The sequence below is a fragment of the Croceicoccus mobilis genome (assembly GCF_001661965.1).
Lineage (GTDB): Bacteria > Pseudomonadota > Alphaproteobacteria > Sphingomonadales > Sphingomonadaceae > Croceicoccus > Croceicoccus mobilis.
On the sequence record NZ_LYWZ01000025.1, the window covers coordinates 218220 to 238335 of the forward strand.

At 63.0% G+C, this 20116-nt stretch carries 18 protein-coding genes; 9 read left to right on the forward strand and 9 right to left on the reverse strand.

The annotated features are described in order from the left end of the window. Window positions 1–38: 38 nt before the first annotated feature. On the forward strand, window positions 39–452 hold the full coding sequence (locus A9D13_RS15245) for a hypothetical protein (RefSeq protein WP_066775556.1): 414 nt from the start codon (window positions 39–41) through the stop codon (window positions 450–452). A 44-nt stretch (window positions 453–496) separates the two neighbouring features. Here the strand turns inward: A9D13_RS15245 and A9D13_RS15250 are convergent, their stop codons facing one another. The 8 genes from A9D13_RS15250 to A9D13_RS15280 form a co-directional block, all read right to left on the reverse strand. Then, complete coding sequence (locus A9D13_RS15250) at window positions 497–1855, reverse strand: hypothetical protein (RefSeq protein WP_156522104.1); 1359 nt, start codon at window positions 1853–1855, stop codon at window positions 497–499. A 4-nt stretch (window positions 1856–1859) separates the two neighbouring features. Continuing rightward, entirely contained in the window at window positions 1860–3197 is a 1338-nt protein-coding gene (locus A9D13_RS20985; protein ID WP_066775562.1) for an ABC transporter permease, read from the reverse strand. Between the two features lie 46 nt (window positions 3198–3243). Further along, a complete protein-coding gene (locus tag A9D13_RS15260) occupies window positions 3244–4680 on the reverse strand; it encodes an ABC transporter permease (protein ID WP_066775564.1) in 1437 nt (478 codons plus the stop codon). 53 nt (window positions 4681–4733) lie between these two features. After that, window positions 4734–6350, reverse strand: a complete 1617-nt coding sequence (locus tag A9D13_RS15265) for an ABC transporter permease (RefSeq protein WP_066775566.1) — start codon at window positions 6348–6350, stop codon at window positions 4734–4736. 24 nt (window positions 6351–6374) lie between these two features. Further along, complete coding sequence (locus A9D13_RS15270) at window positions 6375–7112, reverse strand: ABC transporter ATP-binding protein (RefSeq protein ID WP_066775568.1); 738 nt, start codon at window positions 7110–7112, stop codon at window positions 6375–6377. An 87-nt stretch (window positions 7113–7199) separates the two neighbouring features. Continuing rightward, window positions 7200–8852, reverse strand: a complete 1653-nt coding sequence (locus A9D13_RS15275; RefSeq protein WP_066775570.1) for a M20/M25/M40 family metallo-hydrolase — start codon at window positions 8850–8852, stop codon at window positions 7200–7202. A gap of 324 nt (window positions 8853–9176) precedes the next feature. After that, window positions 9177–9302, reverse strand: coding sequence for a hypothetical protein (locus A9D13_RS21310; RefSeq protein WP_268235807.1), 126 nt, complete (start codon window positions 9300–9302; stop codon window positions 9177–9179). Beyond that, a complete protein-coding gene (locus A9D13_RS15280) occupies window positions 9299–9763 on the reverse strand; it encodes an HlyD family secretion protein (RefSeq protein ID WP_172808189.1) in 465 nt (154 codons plus the stop codon). Before A9D13_RS15280 ends, A9D13_RS21310 begins: the two co-directional genes overlap by 4 nt. Here A9D13_RS15280 and purU point away from each other — a divergent pair. The 8 genes from purU to A9D13_RS15325 all read left to right on the forward strand — a co-directional run bounded on the left by purU (window position 9752) and on the right by A9D13_RS15325 (window position 18845). Further along, complete coding sequence (purU, locus tag A9D13_RS15285) at window positions 9752–10606, forward strand: formyltetrahydrofolate deformylase (protein WP_066775574.1); 855 nt, start codon at window positions 9752–9754, stop codon at window positions 10604–10606. The two genes, A9D13_RS15280 and purU, sit on opposite strands and share 12 nt — an antisense overlap. Before the next feature lie 54 nt (window positions 10607–10660). Then, a complete protein-coding gene (locus A9D13_RS15290; RefSeq protein ID WP_066775576.1) occupies window positions 10661–11134 on the forward strand; it encodes a MarR family winged helix-turn-helix transcriptional regulator in 474 nt (157 codons plus the stop codon). Between the two features lie 177 nt (window positions 11135–11311). Further along, entirely contained in the window at window positions 11312–12361 is a 1050-nt protein-coding gene (locus A9D13_RS15300) for a glycoside hydrolase family 26 protein (RefSeq protein WP_156522106.1), read from the forward strand. A gap of 245 nt (window positions 12362–12606) precedes the next feature. Beyond that, on the forward strand, window positions 12607–13398 hold the full coding sequence (locus tag A9D13_RS15305; protein ID WP_066775582.1) for an aldo/keto reductase: 792 nt from the start codon (window positions 12607–12609) through the stop codon (window positions 13396–13398). Continuing rightward, window positions 13392–15059, forward strand: a complete 1668-nt coding sequence (locus tag A9D13_RS15310; protein WP_066775584.1) for a GMC oxidoreductase — start codon at window positions 13392–13394, stop codon at window positions 15057–15059. The genes A9D13_RS15305 and A9D13_RS15310 overlap by 7 nt, the downstream gene beginning before the upstream one ends. Beyond that, a complete protein-coding gene (locus A9D13_RS15315) occupies window positions 15056–16255 on the forward strand; it encodes a glycosyltransferase (protein WP_066775589.1) in 1200 nt (399 codons plus the stop codon). Before A9D13_RS15310 ends, A9D13_RS15315 begins: the two co-directional genes overlap by 4 nt. Continuing rightward, window positions 16252–17703 carry an oligosaccharide flippase family protein gene (locus A9D13_RS15320; protein ID WP_066775591.1) on the forward strand — a complete coding sequence of 484 codons (1452 nt, stop codon included), beginning with the start codon at window positions 16252–16254 and terminating at the stop codon, window positions 17701–17703. Before A9D13_RS15315 ends, A9D13_RS15320 begins: the two co-directional genes overlap by 4 nt. A 5-nt stretch (window positions 17704–17708) precedes the next feature. Further along, a complete protein-coding gene (locus tag A9D13_RS15325; protein ID WP_172808190.1) occupies window positions 17709–18845 on the forward strand; it encodes a glycosyltransferase family 4 protein in 1137 nt (378 codons plus the stop codon). Here A9D13_RS15325 and A9D13_RS15330 read toward each other — a convergent pair. Further along, window positions 18842–20113, reverse strand: coding sequence for a hypothetical protein (locus A9D13_RS15330; RefSeq protein WP_066775595.1), 1272 nt, complete (start codon window positions 20111–20113; stop codon window positions 18842–18844). The genes A9D13_RS15325 and A9D13_RS15330 overlap by 4 nt on opposite strands. Between the last annotated feature and the right edge of the window lie 3 nt (window positions 20114–20116).

Below are 20116 nucleotides of genomic sequence, written 5' to 3' on the forward strand. Positions count from 1 at the left end.
ACGCCAAGTCCTGTTCACCAAAAGTGGAGACTGCTGAAATGAAGAAGATCCTGGTCATCGCCGGAGCCGCCATGCTGTCGGCATGTGGAAGCCCGGAAGCCGAGCAGGCCGAGGCCCCGGTTACAGAGACCGAAGCCCCCGTCGAAGTCATGCCGCTGCTGGACACGAGCTGGAGCTTTGCGATGGACGGCACGGATTACTTTGAATCGATCGACGCCGAAGGCAATTACCTCACCAATGTCATGACCGACGATGGCGAGGAGCATTTCGATCACGGCCTTTACGAGATGATCGACGGCAAGCATTGCTTCACCAGCCAGATGAACGAAGACGGACAGATGTGCTGGACCACGCCTGCCGAGATCGCCACCGGCGATACGGTCGACGCGGTAAGCGACAGCGGCGATACGCTTGCCATCACGCGGCAGGAATACCGGAAGCTGGAGCACTGAGGATCGGCGCTGGCCGCAGGCAGATCAGCGCGGTGGCATCGGCGTCAGCCGTGAGGCGATGCCGCCGCGCAAGCCTTTCCCTGCAAAGCTGAAATATCGTTGGTCGCGACGATTTCGCGCAGCAGGGCCCATTGCGCCCCAACATCGCCGCGGCCCAATGCGCGCGTTTCGATGCATTGGGCGATCAGTTCGCGCGCGGCGGTATAGCCAAGGACATAGGAGCGGTTCGTCTTGACGAATGTCAGCAGCGCGCGGGGGCTGGCGATCAGCGCCTTGTCGCGCAGGGCGCTTGCCGCATCATAGAATGTCATCCGCCCATCGATATAGGCGGCGATGATCGGCGTTCCGGCAGCGGCCATTTGCCCTGCCAGCCGATGGATTTCGGCATATTCCGCAGCCTTTTCCGGGTCGAGACCGGCAAGCGGGAACAGCGTGTCACGCAGATCGGCAATGGCGCCGGGTGACGAAAGGGCAAGGGCGACTCCATATTCTGCGGCCCCCTCGCGCAGCAATTGCTCCGGCGTGTGGATGAGGACGATTGTATCCTCAACCGGCAATTCCCGCCCCTCGGTAAGCAGCAGGAACTGGGCGTGATGTCCGGGATACCCCTCATGACATGCAAGATCGAGCGCGGTCCCGACTGTCGCGGCGGCAGCGAGCGAAATTTCCAGCCTGCTGCGACCGGCGCCGAGATAGCGATGCCATGCGGCCGGTGCGTTATCGGTCCAGACAGTCTCGATCGCATCTTTATCGGGCACCTTCTGATCGGGCAGGGGCCAATGGTCTGCGGTGCGCTGCCTGCATAGTGCCAGCGCCTTTGCGAACACCGCCTTACGCCGGCCGGGCGGGATCATGAATTGCGCGTCATAGGCGGCGAGGCGCTTTGCCAATGGTCCGGCGCCGGGGAGCAACTCGTCCAGTTTGGCGCTGATCCCGGCCAGCATTTCCGTATCGGGATCGGGAATTGCGAGGCCATAGAGGCGCGCAGCCTCTTCGCCCAGCGGGACAGGGCGCGGATCGCTCGCCGCTTTCACTTGAACCAGCAGATTGTCGGTGAGGTTCAGGAGGTGGGCCTGCCGCTTGGTCGGGGGAAGGGCGGCCAGCTCTGACTTCAGCGCGCGCAAGTCAGCTTGCAGTTCGTCGAATGAAGCCGGTTCCGCTTCCGCGTCCGGGCGCAGGGCGTCAGGCCCGAAATAGAAATCGAGCGCGCCTTCCTCTACCTGTGCAAAGGACAGGCCCAGCGTGACATAGCGTCGGGCCATGTCGTCGATGTCGTCACTGCGGCCCGTCATGAACGCCGCAGCGATCAGTGCCGCGATGACGGCAAGCACGGCAGCAATCAGCCACGGGCGGATCGCCCGCCCCGATGACGCCCTGCCGGATCGCGCCGTCTTTTCGGGCAAGGGCCTACTCGCTGCGCAGCGCGTCGATCGGGTCGAGGAGCGAGGCGCGCCGCGCCGGGTAGATCCCGAAGATCAGGCCGACCAGTGCCGCGATCCCCAGCGCCAGCGCCATGGCCGGGATCGGCACGCTGACCGGCCATTCCAGCGACCAGCCGATGATCCGTGATGTCACCAGCCCCAGCACCAGCCCGATAAGGCCTCCGACCAGGCTAAGGGTCACGGATTCGATCAGGAATTGAAGGGCAATATCGGCAGACCGCGCACCCGTTGCCACGCGCAAGCCGATCTCTCGCGTGCGTTCGGTGACGGATACGAGCATGATGTTCATGATGCCGATCCCGCCCACGATCAGCGAAACCCCGGCGATGCTGGCAAGCAGGATGGTCATGGTATCGCTCGCGCGGTCGAGCGTGTCGGCCATTTCTGCCGTCGTCACCTCGTCCAGCTTTGGCAAATTGGCGAGGGCGAAGGCCGCGGCAGGCGTGTAAAGCCCCTTGGTCAATGCCTTTGCCGCCTGCGTCTCGACCGTGAAATCGTCGACACCGCCTGCGCCGGAACCCTGTGCACCCAGATATCCCTGGCTGGAGCTGGCCGCGCCGATCCCGTGGCGCTGGCGCAGCAGCGCCTTTACCTCGTCCGAAATGCGTGAGGCCTGACCGGCTTCTTCGGCAGCGATCACGATGAAATCGAGGTGACGGATGTTCTGGCTGGACTGCATTGCGCGCCATGGCACGAACAGCTTTTCGTCGTGGTCTTCGGTGCCATCGTCGGTGACGCCCACGATGGTGTAATCGGCATCGCGCACGCGCACGTTCTTGCCGGTGGGGTCGAAGCCCTTGCCGAAAAGATCATCGGCAAGCGCGCGTCCGATCACGGCCTCGTTCCCGGCATCGGCCAGCATCCGGCCGGGATCGATGTCCCACATATTGGCATCGGCGAAATCGGGGCCCACGCCCTGTACCTGCGCGAATGAACGCGAAGCGCCCGACGTGACCGTGGTGCGCATCGACAGGCCCGGGCTGACCGCGGTGATGCCGTCAATCTCGTCCGCGATGGCACGGGCATCGGCATCGGTCAGCGTCGTGGCCGCGCCAAGTCCCGATGCGACCCCGACGCTGGCGCCGCCGCGCGTGTAATTGCCCGCGCGGACATAGACGAGATTGGTGCCGGCGGAGCGGACATCCCCCTCGACCGAACCACGCGCGCCGGTGCCCAGCGCCACCATGGTCAGCACGGCGGAAACGCCGATGATGATGCCCAGCATGGTCAGGAACGTGCGCAGCCGGTTCCGGGCGAGCGAGCGGGTTGCCATCCAGATATTGATGGGAATCAGTTGGAACATTCGGCACTCCGGATCTTGGCGGGGTTGGTGCACATGAGCGTCTGGCTCATTCCGATTTCAGCGCGACGACGGGATCGAGGCGAGCAGCCCTGCGGGCAGGCGCGATGCCGAACACGATCCCGGTCGCAGCGGCGAGGGCAAAGGCGAGCAGCAGCATCCATGGCGACACGGCGGTGGCCCAATGGAACCCGTATTCGGTGACAAGCAGGCCGACCCAGCCCAGCGCCAGCCCGATCAACCCGCCCAGCGTCGCGAGCGTGATGGCTTCGACAAGGAACTGGATCATCACGTCATTCGTCCGCGCGCCCAGCGCCATGCGTAGGCCGATTTCGCGCGTGCGAGCCGCGACGGATACGAGCATGATATTCATGACGCCGACCCCTCCGACCGCCAGCGACACTGCCGCCGCCCCGGCAAGAAGCAGGGTGAAGGTGCGCCCCGCCTGCCGCAGGCTCTTGGCCATTTCCTCCCAGTTCGCCCGTTCCAGTTCGGCCGTGTTCGAATGCACCGCGCGCACCAGTCCGGGATTGGTCCCCATGCTGGGGAGGGCGGATATGCTTTGGCTTTCGACGCGGAAATCGTCGAAGGTGTCATCGGGCAGCTGGTGCAGCTCGCGCAGCTTTTTCGTGATCTCTTCGGCCGCCTTGCTCGTGACCGCGACCGAGGCTGTCCGCACGGTGATCTGGTCAAAGCTGTCACGCTCAAGCAGCGTCTGGGCGAGATCGAGAGGCGCATAGACGGTGGGGATGATGGCATTGGTCTTTTCGGGCGCATCGATCACGCCCACGACAGTGAGATCCGTGCCGCCCACGGGAATATGCTTGCCGATGGGAGACCCTTCGCCGGGCCAGAGTTTTTCCGAAACCGACCGGCCGATCACGATTTCGGGCGTGCCTGCTGCAATGCTTGCCGCATCCGGGATTTCGCCTTCCAGCGCTTTCCATCCGTCCATTTCCGGCCACGCAGGGGCAAAGCCGTGAACCCGCACGACCCGCATGCGCAGGCCCGCATCGCTGTCGACGCTGGCATTGCCTTCCACCGATCCGGCGACGGCGGTGACATCGTCGATCTCGCTCGTAAGCATTGCGATCTCGGCAGCGCCGAGCGGGGTGGCGGGGTTGCGGAACTTGGTCGGCGTCTTGGTCTCCATGCGCGCGCGTGCGCGTTGGACGGCCTCGTTCAGGGTCGCATCCGATTTGCCGGAATAAGGATCGATTGAGACCGCTCCCTCGGCCTCTCCGCCAAAGCTGGTGTCCTGACCTTTGGAGCTCATGCCCGGCGGGGTGAGATTGCCGGGCTTGATGGTGATGCGGGTGGGGCCTGCGGCCTCTATCTGGGATTCGATCCGCATCTGCGCCCCGCGGCCAAGGCCGGACACGATCACGACCATCGCCACGCCCACGCTCATGCCCAGCAGGGTAAGCACGGCCTGCAGCTTGTTCTGCGTAAGTGCACGCATCGCCATGCGCAGATTAGTACCCATGGGTCTTCGCCTTTTGCGATGCCCGATCGGCACGAATTCCTGACTGCCATTCACTAGTCATAATGCAGAGCCTCGATCGGGTTGAGATGGGATGCGCGCAGCGCGGGATAGACACCGAAGACCGCGCCAAGCACGACCGCGACGACAAGCGCGATGAATGCGGCAAGGGGCGAGATCACCGCCGACCACTGGAAAAGCCGCTGAAGGCTGCCCGACGCCGCGATGCCGAGCGCAATGCCCGCCACCCCGCCGATCAGGCTCAGGAGGATCGCCTCGAACAGGAACTGGCCCGCGATGTCCCCCGGTTTCGCGCCCAGGGCCATGCGCAGGCCGACCTCTCGTGTGCGTTGGGTGACGGACAGGAGGAGGAGGTTCATCACTCCCACTCCGCCGACAAGCAGCGAGACCGTCGCCACCCCGGCCAGCAATGCGACAATGGTCCGATTGGTGCGCTTCAGTGAGTTGGAAAGATTGGCGACCGTCATCTTGTCGACCGAACGCATATTGCCCGACACCACGCGCGCGACGCTGGGGGCGAGGCCCTTGCCGAGAACCTGCTGGGCGACGCTCTCGACCTTGAAATCATCGGGCATGGCATCGCCGATTTCGTGCCGCTTTCGCAGCAGTTCGGTAATGGCTTTGGATACCTGCGTCGTCTGGTCGACGGAAACGGTGGTGACGGCAATGCTGTTCAGCTTACTGAGGTTCAGCAGCTTGTGGATCGCGGTCACCGGAACGTAAAACGCATCGAACTGGTCATCGCCGGGCGTGGGCTGCGCGGCCCAGCTTCGCGATCCGACGACGCCGATGACGGTAAAGGGCTGATTCCAGAGGACGACGGTCTCTCCCACGGGATTGACGTCTTTGCCGAACAGCTTGTCCGCCACGACCTTGCCCAGCACGGCGACCTGCGCGCCATCCTCGACTTCGGCCTCGCTCAGGAAACGGCCATGGGGGAAGGTCCAGCCGCTGCGGATCTCGGGCAGGTCGGCTTCGGTTCCGTGCAGCCGGGTGAACCAGACCGCATCGGAATCCTGCACATGCAGGCGCTGGTTTTCATGCACGCCCGAAACGACATACTGGACGCCGGGTATTCTGGCGATTTCCCGCGCATCTTCACGCGTCAGCGTCGCGGCAGAGCCCAATCCCGCGGCGGCATCCCCCAGCCGCTGGGCCGCCGTCGGATGTTTGTGCACCGCCATCGGGTCATCCTCGAAATGGATCTGGCGGAACATTTTATCCCGCGCATTGGCGCGATAGACCGCTGGCAGCGTAGGCAACTCGTCCATGCTGAGGACGTAGGGCGTGGCTTCTTCGGCCGAGAATGCGACGCTTTCCATTCGTGCGATGGCGTCGTCGGAACGAATGCCGGGGACGAGGTCGGGAAGCGATTGCGGCAAATCCAGCCAACCGATGCCATGGCCGGTGGCATCCATGTTGAGATATTGCTCGGTGTTGGGCTTGTAATTGCCTGCCGTGACCAGCAGCAGATTGGCGCCCGCAGCGCGCAATTGCTCGTCCAGCGCCTCCTTGGCCCCCTGACCCAGCGCGAGGCTGGTGACCAGCGCACCAACACCGATCATCATGCCCAGCATCGCCAGCATGGCCTGAACGCGATTGCGCTTCAGCCCCTGAACGGCAAGGGTGAGGTGATGTCTCAGCGCGATCATGTCCGTGCGCTCACCCTATCCCGATCAGCCCAGCATCTGCGCCGCAACCGGCTCGGCAAGCCCTTCGTGCGGTACATTGGCCTCATCGCTCAGGATCGCGCCATCGCGCACCGTGATGATGCGCGTGCCATAGGCCGCGATTTCCGGTTCATGGGTAATAAGGACGATGGTGATGCCCAGCCGTTCGCGCAGGTCCTGCAGCACATGCATGACATCGATGCTGGTCTTCGTGTCGAGATTGCCAGTCGGCTCGTCGGCAAGGATGAGGGACGGGGTGTTCACCAGCGCACGCGCGATCGCCACGCGCTGCTGCTGCCCGCCCGAAAGCTGGTTCGACCCATGCTCGGCCCGGTCGCCAAGGCCGACGACCTCAAGCGCCTTCATCGCCCGCTCATGCCGTTCGGTCGCGCCCATGACCGGGCGGGAATAGAGAAGGGGAATCTCCACATTCTCTGCCGCGGTGGTGCGCGGCAGCAGGTTGAAGCCCTGGAAGACGAAGCCGATCCGCTTGTTGCGAATATCGGCCAGCTCGTCGCCCGAAAGCGAGGAGACGTCCTTGTCGTCGAGGCAATATTGCCCGGACGTCGGCCGGTCGAGACAGCCAAGAATATGCATCATCGTCGACTTGCCAGAACCCGACGGCCCGACGATGGAGACAAATTCGCCCGCCTCGATGTCGAGGGATATGCCGCGCAGGGCATGCACCTCGTTGTCGCCGAGCGTATAGATCTTCTTGATGTCTTTGAGAGAGATGACTGGCAAGTGAGACCCTTTCAATCAGAGGGGCGGAACACGCTTTGATAATGGGCGGACCCGGCCCGATCCGTGGCCGGGTCCGCGTGGCTCCCGTCAGGGGGTTTCGGTTTTGGGCTTGTTCAGGCCGGCATAGTTGTAAAGGGCGGTCGCCACGGATTTCTCCGCGCCGGCCATGCCGTAAACCTTGCCCGCGCCTTCGATGACGTAATATTCATTGGCCGCGTGGGCATTGCCGCCCGATCCGGCCATGCCGCCAAAGATCGGCACGTTCACCGCATATCCCGAGAACAGGTAGGACGGCCAGTAACCGCCCATGATGCTGGAATAATCGTGCAGCGGCGCGCTCTGGATGTTGAAGCTGTCGAACATCTGCGAAACCGCGCGGCCGATCTCAGTGTCGGTGCTGGTCTTCGACCATGGCACATCGCCCACGACGTTGATCTGCACGTCCTCATAGCCATGCGCGTCGAGATGCTTGCGCACCTTGTCGACGATGTCCTGGCCCGACATGTTCGGGATATAGCGGATATTGTGCTTCGACACGATGCGGTTGGGCAGGACCGCGCCCGATCCGCCCTCGAACATGTTGCCGCCCCAGATGCCGTCAAGGTTGAACGAGGTGCCATAGCTCAGCTGCTTGAGCATGGTGTAGGGATCGTCCGACATGAAGCGGGCGACGCCCAGATTGTCGGCGGCGGTCTCCATGTCATAGCCATCCGCCGCCTTGCGCAGCTTGGCGTCGTCGGCGGGGTTCATCGGCTCCATGTTCTCGTAAAAACCGTCGACCAGCACGTTGTTGCCGCTGTCGTCGACCAGCGTGGAGAGCATCTTGATGTGGCGCCATGCAGGGGAATCCACGCCGCGCTTGTAAGCGCCGTGGATGTTGCTGCGCGCAGGGCCGCGGCCCCAGCTTTCGCCGCTGGTGATTAGTTCGAAGAACACGCACCCTTCCGAACCGCTGAGGCCGCGCGCGCCGCCGCCCGGCGACTGGCCGCCAAAGGTGTACATGGCGTCGACATCGCTGAAGAGATCCTTGTGATCGGCCATGAACTTGCGATAGCCGATATCCATGCGCTCTTCGTCGCCTTCGGCGATGAACTTGATGTTCACGGGCAGCTTGCCTGTCACTGCCTTGATCGACATCAGCGCATTCCACATGGACATTTGCGGCCCCTTGGAATTGGTCGCGCCGCGTCCGATCAGCACCTTTTTATAAGGGGCCTGCTCGACCAGCGCGCCTTCGAACGGCGGCGATTTCCAGAGGTCTGGCTGCGTCACCGGCATGGTGTCGTACATCCAGTAGATCGCGATGGTCTTTTCCGCGCCTTCGTCGCAGTGGCCATAGACGACCGGGTTGCCCTGCTGGCCCCACTCGGTCTCGCCCACGTCATAGACCTGCGTGGTCTGGCAGCCGAGCTGGTCGAAGAAACCCTGCACCATTTCGGCCGATTCCTGGATGCCTTCGCCGGTATTCGAAATGCTCGGCTGCCGGATCCAGTTCTGCAGGTTCACGACATGGCTGTCGATGTTCTGGTCGATGTAGTCGTAGATCTGCGTCAGCTCGGGATTGTTGATCTTCGACATGTCGATGCTGACTTCGGTGTCGCCGTCGGGGCGAATGCCGAGATCGGGGCCGGCATCGGCCTCGATCGTTGCCGTATCGTCGGCGGTTTCACCACAGGCCGACAAAAGAGGCAGTCCGCCGATCGCGGTTGCGACCAGGAGAATTGTCTTGAAGCTTTTCATTGAATGACCCCGCTATGAACAAAGCGAGCGGCCAGACCAGGCGAAAGGCAAAGTGGTGCACATGCTGGCAAGCAGCATGTCGATGCGTGCAAGTCCGTCCACCCCCCAAAACGGATGATAGGTCAAACAAGCCGCAAATTTCCTGCTAATCTTTGGTCAATTTCAGCAGGAAATTGATGGATTGCATCTGCATTTCCCGAAAGCGTGATGAATTCCATCATGCTGGGGAATAATCGGTGTGAAACGCTTTGCCTGACTCGCCGGATATTAGCTTTGGGCCGCCCGTTTCGCCATTTCATTGCGGGCAGGGTGCTATTCTATCCTTCAGCTTCCCCGCAGGTCGGTCTCGATGGCCGGGATCGCCGACATGCCCACCCGCAGGCGAGCAGTTTCCGCCTGCCCTTCGTCAAGCGCGATACGCACCGACGGGCGCTGCGCGATCTTGGTCAAATTGCCGGTGGCGTTTTCGGGTGCGACACCGGCAAGGCGCCGCCGGTCGCAGGCGCGACGCTGTCGACATGGCCCTTCAGCTCTACATCCGGCAGCATGTCGAAACGCAAGGTGGCGGATTGTCCCGGGCGAATGCGTTTGATCTGCGTTTCGCGGTAGTGCGCCTCGAGATAGATATCGTTCAGCGGAACCACGGCGAGGAGCGGGATGCCTACCTGCACGTAATTGCCGATGCGCAATGTGCGCTGCCCGGCGATGCCGTCGATGGGAGAACGGATCTCGGTACAGGAAAGGTTGAGCTTTGCCGCATCGGGCGTCGCGGACTGGCAATTCGGTCGACAAGGTCGACCGACATCTTGGATTGATGTCCGCCGATAAATCGGCGGGATTTTCGCAGAAAGCTGATTCCGCGGTTGCCCCTGCCGAAACCCGCGATACACAGGCGCGCCATGAGCAGCCAATTCGTACTTACCCTGTCCTGCGATGACCGCGTCGGCATCGTCGCGCGTGTCTCCAGCCTGCTGGCGGGCCTTGATTGCAATATCACCGATGCGCAGCAATTCGACGATGCCAGCAACAACCGCTTCTTCATGCGCATCGTGCTCGAACCGGCAGGTCACACGCTGGATGAAGTGCGCACCGCCTTTGCACCGATCGCCGGGGAATATGGCATGGCGTGGAAGATGCGCGACCGCGACGCGCCCGCGCGCGTGCTGATCATGGTGTCGAAATTCGATCACTGCCTCGTCGATCTTCTTTACCGGAAGCGGATCGGGGAGCTGAACATGGAGGTGGTGGCCATCGTGTCGAACCACCCGCGCGCAGCCGATCATGTTCCCATGGACCCGGCGATCCCCTATCACCATCTTCCCGTCACGCGCGACACGAAGCCCGCGCAGGAAGCGCAATTGCGCCAGCTGATCGAGGAGACCGGCGCCGAACTCGTCGTGCTGGCGCGCTACATGCAGGTGCTTTCGGACGAGATGGCGGCGTGGCTTTCGGGGCGCTGCATCAACATCCACCACAGCTTCCTGCCCGGCTTCAAGGGGGCGAAGCCCTATCACCAGGCGTATGATCGCGGGGTGAAGATGATCGGCGCGACCAGTCATTACGTCACGGGCGATCTGGACGAAGGGCCGATCATTGCGCAGGACGTGATGGCGATCACCCACCGCGAGCGGGCCGAGGATCTTGTCGCCAAGGGCCGCGATGTCGAACGCCGGGTGCTGGCCCGCGCGGTCAAGGCGCATATCGAGGACCGGGTCTGGATGAACGGCAGCCGCACGGTGGTGTTCGACGGTTGAGATGCCGCACCGCTTTCGATTGACAATATCAACCGACCGCCTAGCGTCACATCCGTGACCGAGAATATCTTCAACCTGCTGCGCGAGGTCGAGTTGGCCTTCGTCAACCGGCTGCAACAGATGCAGCCGCTCAAGGCGCTGTCGCTGGCGCCGTATCTGGGCCGCCTGCTGCGGGTGATAGGCGATCATCCCGGCATTACCCAAAACCGGCTGTGCCAGACGACCGACCGTGACAAGGCCCAGGTCGCCCGTGCGATCAAGGAACTGGAAAGGCGCGGTTTCGTGACGCGAACCCCGCATGAGACCGAGTGGCGTACACAGGTGATCGCGCTGACCGACAGCGGGCGCGAAGCTGCGGACGTTATCGTCCATCACCGCAATGCCACCATTGCGGATGCTCTCAAGGATATTCCCGAAGACAGGCAGCAAGTGTTGCGCGAAACGCTGGAAACGATCCGCGCGGCGCTTGAAAACCCCGAATCACGGACAGCGGAGCAGGGCGGTCAGGCCATCACCCATTCGGGGTAAACGCCCTATCCGACAGGATTAATTTGACGAGGTAGAACTTTGTTCCACGGCTCGTCGTTTTGTCGCCTCGGTCCACCCGGCTTAAGGATTTGACCACCAACTCCGTTACACTGAAATTAAGGTCATTCCGGCAGCTAGGGGGCTATGCAAAAATCCCCTAACCGCCATGATCGGGTCATGTCCTGCGTTCTCATTGCTCTCGCGCTGTCGTCCTGTGGCGGCTCCGGCGGCTCTGGCGATAGTGCCAGCGCGACCGAAGCCGTCGTGATCACGGAGTCGAGCAGTTCGACATCGAGCGTCGCCACTCCTTCCCCGACGCCCAGCCCGACACCCACGCCGACCCCGTCGCCAACTCCAAGTCCGACGCCCAGCAGCAGCTGGAGCAATACCGGCGATCCGGTCAATTCGGTGTTTGTCGGCAATGATCCGGCCCAGCTTACCAGCTATGAAAACTGGCTCGGCCGCAGGACCGAGGCGGTACAGCTGCATACCGGCCGCGAAAACTGGGATGACTGGAAGGGGTCGATCGGCTGGCTCGCGGGGAACTGGTCGTCCGTCGACCGCGCGAAATACTGGACCATCCCGCTTATCGTGAAGGGCGGCTCGCTCTCGGCCTCGGCATCTGGCAGCTATGACGATCATTACAGGGCCGGGGCGCAGGACTTGCTGGCGGCGTCGCCGGGCAGCGGGCCGATTTTCGTGCGCACGGGCTGGGAATTCAACGGCAACTGGCAACCGTGGGCAGCAGCGGGCAAGACATCGGATTACCGTAGCGCGTTCCGTAAGTTCGTTTCCGCGTTTCGCGCCGTGTCGGACCGCTTCGTCTTCGAATGGTCGCCCAATATCGGCGACCTTGGCATGAATCCCGAGGATGCGTGGCCGGGCAATGACTATGTCGATATCATCGGGCTTAGCGTCTACACCCATGACAGCGACCCCGCTGACCCGGCAGAGGCTTTCCAACTGGCCGTCGACCGCGATTACGGGCTGCAATGGCAGCAGGATTTCGCCGCCGCGCATGGCAAGCCGACCGCGATTTCGGAATGGGGGGTCAAGTCCGACGATGCGGGGCTTTATGTCTCCCTGATGGGTGACTGGATCGCCGATCACGACATGATCTACCAGAGCTACTGGAATTCCAACGCAGACTTCCCCGGCATGTTGAGCAGCCAGCAATACCCCGGCGTTTCGGCCGATTACCGCTACCTCGTCGCCCAACTCGATTGAGCGGGGGGCGGTGCTGCGGCAGCGCGGCGGGAATATCGTAGGACGGTGCCTAGCCCTTTTGCCACGGTACAGGACGCTGCCGAATGCTTGACGCGCCGCAGCAATCTGGCGAGAACGCAGGACACTGACCCACTCCTTTCGTGGCCGCACCTGATGGTGGCCGGCTTCGGGATTGCCTACGGGGATCACTTTGTTCTTGCCCGCCAATGCGCCTGTCGTGTCACTCAGGGACGCTGCCTGAAGCCATGGCGGTTCTGTCTCTGGGATGCAGCCGATGGGGCTCGCTGGTCGGCGGTGTCGATCCCGCGCGGGCACGGGCGCTGGTCGAGCGCGCGGCGATGCTGGGGGTCTGCCATTTCGACACGGCCGACATCTATGGCCAGGGCGACAGCGAGCGCATGCTGGGCAAGTTGCTTGCCGGTTTGCCCGCAGCCCATGTCACGACCAAGGCGGGGCAGCGTTTCCCGCTGAAGAAACGCGCCATCCTCGCCGCGAAGCCGATCCTGCGCCCACTGCTGAAGCGTCGCGCCGGTCTCGCGGATGCGGCGGCGCGCAACCGCGCCGGTGTGTTGCCGCAGGACTGGTCCGAACAGCATTTGCGCAAGGCGATCACCGGATCGCTGAAACGGCTCCGGCGCGAGCGGGTGGACGATTTTCTCCTTCACAGCCCGGACTCGGCGGTATTGCTGCGCGGCGACGCGATGACGGTGCTCTGTGCGCTGAAGCAGGAAGGCAAGGCCGCGCGCATCGGCGCATCGGTGGATGATCGCGAAGCGTTCTCCGCCGCGATCGCCGACCCGCGGATCGAGGTCGTGCAGCTGCCCTGCCTTGTCATGCAGGCCGCGCCCGAACTGGTCGAAGAGGCGCGGGCGCGCGACCTCGTGCTGGCCGTGCGGGAAATCTTCTCAGGGCATGCGGGGGACGCCGGCGCTGCCATCGCGGCCATTCCGCCGGGTGCGGATATGGTGCTGACTGGCACCGGCTCGCCCGATCATCTGGCTGAAACGCATAAATTGCTGGATGGCGCATCATGCTGATGGATGCATCGGACCTGCCGCATGGCAAGCAGCTCGACGCAGATCTGTGCATCATCGGTGCGGGGCCTGCGGGCATCGCGCTTGCCATGGAATTCATGGGCACGAAGGCCAGCGTATTGCTGGTCGACGCCGGATCGGAAAAGCCCGATGTCGATGGCGGCGGGCTTTTCGATGGCGCTTCGGCCAATCCGGCCCATCCCGAACCCACCTTGTATCGTAAGCGGCAATTGGGCGGTGCCTCGTCCATCTGGGGCGGGCGTTGCGTGCCCTATGACCCCATCGACTTTGAGGAACGCGACTGGCTTTCCTTGCCGGGCTGGCCCATCGGCCATGACGAAATCGTGCCCTTTTACGCCCGCGCGCAGCAGGTGCTGGATGCAGGGGAATTCGATTACGCCGCTGCCACTGCGCTTGATGACGGCGCGCTGATCGACGGGTTCGCCGATGCGGCGATGAAGACCGACCGGATCGAGCGTTTCAGCCTTCCCACCGATGTCTGGCGCAAGAACCGGCAGGCGTTGAGCGCGGCGCCCAATATCACCGTTTTGACCAATGCCACCTGTGTCGATCTGGTCGCGCGCGGCGATTTTTCCGGGGTCTCGGGCTGCGTTCTGGCCGCACCGGACGCAGAGCGGCACATGGTCCATGCCACGCATTTCGTGGTCGCGTCGGGCGGGCTTGAAACCTATCGCCTGCTTGCCAATAGCTGGCGCGAGCAGGGCGGGATCGGCAATCATTCGGGCCTCTTGGGCCGCGGCTATATGTGCCATCTCGAACTGGCGGCCGGGACCATCGTGCTCGACCCCGGATCGCGCGGCGTCAGCCACGGGTTCGAGATGACGCGCGATGGCATCTATGCCCGGCGCAAGTTCACGCTGTCGCCTGAATATCAGCGCGAAAACCGGGTGCTGAATGCGATGGTGCGCCTGCATCACCCCGGTATCGTCGATCCGGCACATCGCGACGGCATCCTGTCGTTAATGTATCTGGCCAAGAATACGGTGATCCCCGAATATCGGCGCAAACTCGCCATGGTCGATCATGCCTCCGCCGCCGCGATGGAACATCGGCTGGCCTTCTGGACAGGACATTTGCGCAATGTCGTGCTGGGTGCGCCGCGGGTGGCGGGCTTTACCGCGAACTGGATCGCAAGGAACATGCTGGCGACGCGCAAGCTTCCCTATGTGGCGCTGAAGAATCCGGCGGGCATCTATGCCGCCGACATGAACGTTGAGCAGGAACCGACGCGCGACAGCCGCGTCTGCCTGACGGGGGAAACCGACCAATTCGGCATGCACAGGCTGGAGGTCGACTGGAAGATTTCCCCGCTCGACATCAAAAGCGCGGGCGCTGCCTATCGCGCGCTGGCACAGTCGCTGGGCGCCAGCGGGGTGGCAAGGCTGGCCGAGGATCCGGATGAGCTGGCCGAGCGCGCCGGGGATGCGGTTGCGGTCGGCGGGCATCACATCGGCCTTGCGCGCATGGCCGATGATCCGTCGATGGGCGTGGTCGATCCCGATTGCGCCGTCTATCGGCTCGACAATCTGTCGGTGGCAGGCGCTGCCGTTTTGCCGACCAGCAGCCATGCCAATCCGACGCTGACGCTGGTGGCGCTGGCGCTGCGGCTTGGCGATCATCTGAAAAGAAAGCTTGCAGTATGAGCGCGCCGCAGATCCTCTGGCTGGCGCGGGCGCTGCCACTGCCGCTGGATGCGGGTGACCGCATGTATACCGCCTTTCTGGCCGAGGCGCTGGCTGATGCGGGGGCCGATGTACGCTTCGTCGGGCTTGCCAGTCCCGATGCCCCCGATGCGAAGGGAGAGGAGGCGCTGCCTTCCCTGTCCTTTACCGTCGTACCGGGTGGGCCGCGCTCGCAGATCCGCGCGCTTTTGTCGCGCCATCCGCTGGTGTCGGGCCGGTTCGGAACGGCGGAATACAGGCGCGTGCTGGGTGAACTGCTGGCGGAGCAGGCGTGGGACGCCATCGTGCTCGACCAATATGCGCTGGTCTGGGCGCTGCCGCTGATCGAGGCCAAGGCGAAAGGCAGGCCGGTGCTGATCCATGTGGCGCATGATTTCGAGACGCAGGTCACCCGCGATCTCGCGCGCGCCTATACCGGCAATCCGCTGCGCAAGGCGGTGCTGGCGCTGAACGCGCGGCGCACGGCGCGTGCCGAGAGGACGCTGGCTGCCGCCTGCGACGCGGTCGTGACCCTGACCGAAGAGGACCGCGAGGCCTTCCGCGCCATCGGTGCGAAGGGGGCGATGGCGGTGATCCCGCCAGGGTATAAAGGCGTGCGCGTGACCGAGCGGGCGATCACCTCGGCGACGCCGCGCCGGATCGCGATCGTCGGTTCCTATCAATGGATCGTGAAGCAGCATAACCTCGCCGCTTTCCTTGAGGTCGCAGATGCAAGGCTGGCCGAGGCGGGCATCGAACTCGCCATCGTCGGCGGTGCCCCCGCCGAATTTCGGGAGACTTGGGAGCAGCGTTGCAAAGCTGCGAAGTTCCACGGCTATGTCGATGATCTTACGGCATTTCTCATGGATTGCCGCATGGGGCTGGTGATTGAGGCGGTGGGCGGCGGCTTCAAGCTGAAAGTGCTCGACTACGTCATGACCCGCACGCCGTTGGCTGGATTGTCGGCCGGGCTGACGGGGCAGGCGAAAAGCGTGATGGATCATTGCCTTGTGCGCGATATCTCTTCCGAACTATGCGATGCGATCATCGCGCTCATCGACGATGTCGATCAGCTCGATGCCATGCAGGAAGGCGCCTATGCCGCCGCATCGGCGCATTATGACTGGGCCGAAAACGGGCGCAAGCTGCTGGCGCTGGTCACCGGGCGGAAAACGTGAGCCGGCGCAGGCAGGCGGCAGGGGCAAAGGGCCTGCGCGGGCCGATGATGTGGGTGGCAGCCGATAGCGCGCTGTCCTTCCTCTCTGCCATGGCGATCGCTTTCCTTGTCGCGCCGATCATCGGGCCGGTGGCATTCGGCATGGCCGGTTCGGCCTATCTCCTCGTCACCTTTGCCGAGGCCTTCATCGGCATCCCCATTGGCGAGGCATTGATCCAGCGGACCCATTATTCGAACAGCGCGCGCGATACCGGCTTTACGCTGATGATGGGGCTGGGGATCGCACTGTTCGCGGTGATGGTGCTGGCAGCGCCGCTGGTCGCCGATTTCTTCGGGGCTGAGGAGATCCGCAACCTTGTCTATGTGCAGGCGCTGACCTGCCCGCTGCTGGCCCTGCGCGGCGTGCCCGAGGCGATCATGGCCCGCAAGCTGCGCTTCCGTTCGCTGGCCATCCGCAATAGCGCGGCCAAGCTGGTGTCGGTCGTTGTTGCGCTGGCGCTGGCCTTTGCCGGTTGGGGGGCGTGGGCGGTGATCGTGTCGAACGTCTCCTTCGCGCTGGTTTCGACCGTGCTGGTGCTGATGATCACCCCGCGCATTCCGCGCCTGAGGTTTTCGGCGCAAGAGGCGCGCTCGCTGTCATCTTTCGCCGGGCTCAGCCTGACGGAAAACGTGATGTGGGTGGCTACGCCGCGCGTGTTCGCTTTCCTCATCGGGCGGTTCCAGGGGCTCGAGGCGCTGGGCCTTATCAATATCGCCTTTCGGATCAATGATGCGCTTGTCGCGGTCGTTTCGGCGCTGACTTCGCGCGTGGCCTTGCCGATCCTGTCACGGGCACGCGACGATGCCGACCGCATGAAGCGTGCATTTCTGAAGGGCACCGAGCTGTGCAGCATGTTGTCGCTGCCGATATTCACGGGGCTGGCCCTGGTCTCTGGCGATGTCGTGCTGCTGGTCATGGGGCCGGAATGGGAACGCGCGGGTATCGCGCTAATGGCAGTCTCGCTGTTTTCGACCGTCAATTTCGCGATGACACTGACCCAGCCCTCGATGAAGGCGGTCGGTCGGCCCGACCTGCTGGTATGGCTGCGCGTGGTGGGCCTGACCTATATCGGCACCTCCATGTGGTTTCTTGCCGATGCCAGCTTTTTCGAACAGCTCATGGTCTGGGCCTGCTTCGGCATCCTCCATCTGGCAGAGACGCTGGCACTGGTGCGGCTCGCTCTCGGCATTGCGGTAGTGCGGCAGGTTGGCGCATTGGCGCGACCGGTGATCGCGGCGCTGGTCATGGCGGCGGTGACCGCGGTATTACAGGGCTGGGCGCAGGACGTGGTGTTGATCCTGCGGCTTGGCATTGCAGTGGTGGGCGGTGCTGCAGCCTATGCGCTGATATCCATTGCGATCAATCGCAAGCTCCTGGCCGAGATCGTGAATTCCGGACCTTCGAGATGAAAATGATGAAAATTCTGCTTTGCTCCCATTCGCCCGACAACCGGTTCGCGGGCGCTTCGCGCATCTATCACCTGCTGGCCGCGTCGCTGCGCGAGCGCGGGCACGAAGTGGAAGTCTATCACGGTGAGGATGCCGGCATCACCGGCAAAGGACTTGCGGCCAAGCTTAAAACGCGTTTTGCCATGCCGCGACTGGTCAGCGCACTTGGCCGCAAATTGCAGCCGGAACGTTTCGACGTTGTGATGACGTCATCGGGTACGGGGGCACCGCTCTATCGCCATTTGCGTAAGAATGGCGGGCCGCGACCGTTGATGATCAATCATATTCACGGGCTTGGTGTCTATGACGATCTTGCCAACAGGTCGGAGGAATGGATCGGCAACTGGCCGACAAGCCGGATGTACAAGCTTTTCACTGGGCGTGCGCAAAAACGATGGGACTGGGAAGGGGTGGTTTCTGCCGACCTCACCATAGTCCAGAACCTGCGCGCCCTCGATTGGGTCGAACGCCGCCTGCCTCAGGGGCGGGAGGCGGCCTATATTCCCGCGGCCGTTCATCCCGAGCTGCTGAAGCGCAGTGCCGATGTGGACGAAAGCCTGCGCCGCGACGATATGGTGGTCTGGTTCGCAAGCTGGGAAGCGCGCAAAGGTGCCGCCTATGTCCCGCGCGCCTTCCGCAAGTTGCGCGAAGCAAGGCCCGAGATGCGATTGGTCGTCGCAGGCGTCTCGGTTCCGGTTGACGAGATACTTGACCAGTTCGATCCTCGAGACCGGGAAAACGTCGAGGTGCCGGGCTATATCGCCTTTGACAAGCAGGTCGAATTATTTAGCCGCGCTGCCATCATCCTCTTTCCGTCGGTGAACGAAGGGTTCGGCCTCGCGCTTATCGAGGCGATGGCATTTGGCCCTGCTGCGGTGTCGAGTAATGTCGGTTTTGGCGCGGATTTCATCGAGGATCGCGGCAATGGGCGCATTGTCCAGAACAGTTCGATCCACATGGCGCGGGCCATGATCGAACTGGTGGAAAACCCCGAGGAACGCCGAAGGATGGCCGCCAAGGGACGAATGCTGGCAAGAAGCCTCACGATGGAGCGCATGACCGACGCCTACGAACGGGAAATGGAAAAGCGCCTGCCTGCCTAGGCCGCAGCAAAGCGGAAGGGGCCGGTTATGGCGGATTTCTCGACGCGCTGCGCGCTTTGTCCTGAACGCAGCGGTCCAGTAAGGCGCATGTTGGCGCATAGTACTGCCGGGAAAAGCACATAGATCGGCACGCTCAAACCGCCGCCGCCCAGATTGTAATAGAAGAACACGATGGCCGCGATCTGCACCGATGGTGCCTGCACGAACATGGCATGGATCATAAGCAGAAGTAGTAGCAGCGTCGCGATCAGGCCGTATTCGTCGAACATCTTGGTCAGCGGCACGGTGTCGTCCCCCTCCTGACCATAGGGGGCGGATCCCGCGCCATGCCCCACGACCACGCGCTCAGGCTCCTCGACCAAATCGCTTACGCGCAGAATCGGACGGATATAGCGGTTATAGCCCGAGGTCCCCGGTCGGCTGAATTCGCCGACGCGGTCACCGACCGTGTCCATCCACCCGACCGATGCCGCGACACCGCCCACGGCCACCAGCACCAATGCGCCCGCAGCGATCATCTTGACCGGAACACGGCTGATGATGAACGGCGATGACAGGGCAAGGATCAGCAAGCCCGTGCCCGCCATGGTCGCAAACAGCCCGGCGACGAAGGCAGCCATCATCACGATCCGGCGAAACACCACCAGTTCGATCACCAGCGCGATCGCGAGGAATTGCGACAGGAAGCTGGGTTCGAGAAAGACAATGCCGTTGGGCTTCACATAGGGCGACTGGTAGCCGAATTCGTTGATGTAGTTGTAACCCGGGAAAAGAAGTGCGGGCGGAAAGTTTTCCAGATCCGGCCAGCTGTCATACCCCAGCGTAAACTGGACCGCGTGCTGTCCGAACACGAGCGCGACGGCGAGTATCATAAGCCATTGATAGAGCGAGAGGATGCGGCGATAGACATCCTCGTCCAGCCTGATGATCAGCACCATCGGAGCATACAGCACCAGCACCAGCGCGATGGCCGTGACATCGGTGGGCCGCATCGTCAGCATCTGTGAAAGCAGCATGGCCCCGGCCATCAGCCCGTAGAGCAGCAATCGCGTCGGATGCACCTGCAGCTTGAGGCCGAAGACGGCCAGCCCCAGCGAAGCGAAATAGATCGGCATGACCAGTTGGATCGCGGAAGAGCCGGCAGGCAGGCCGAATTTCTGGAGGAGGATCGCGGCGACGACATTGATGGCTCCGAAAAGCCACGACGCTTGCCGTTCGCGCGCTGTGCCCCGTATTTCGGGCTGCTCATCCGCCAACGCCTGTTCCACGGA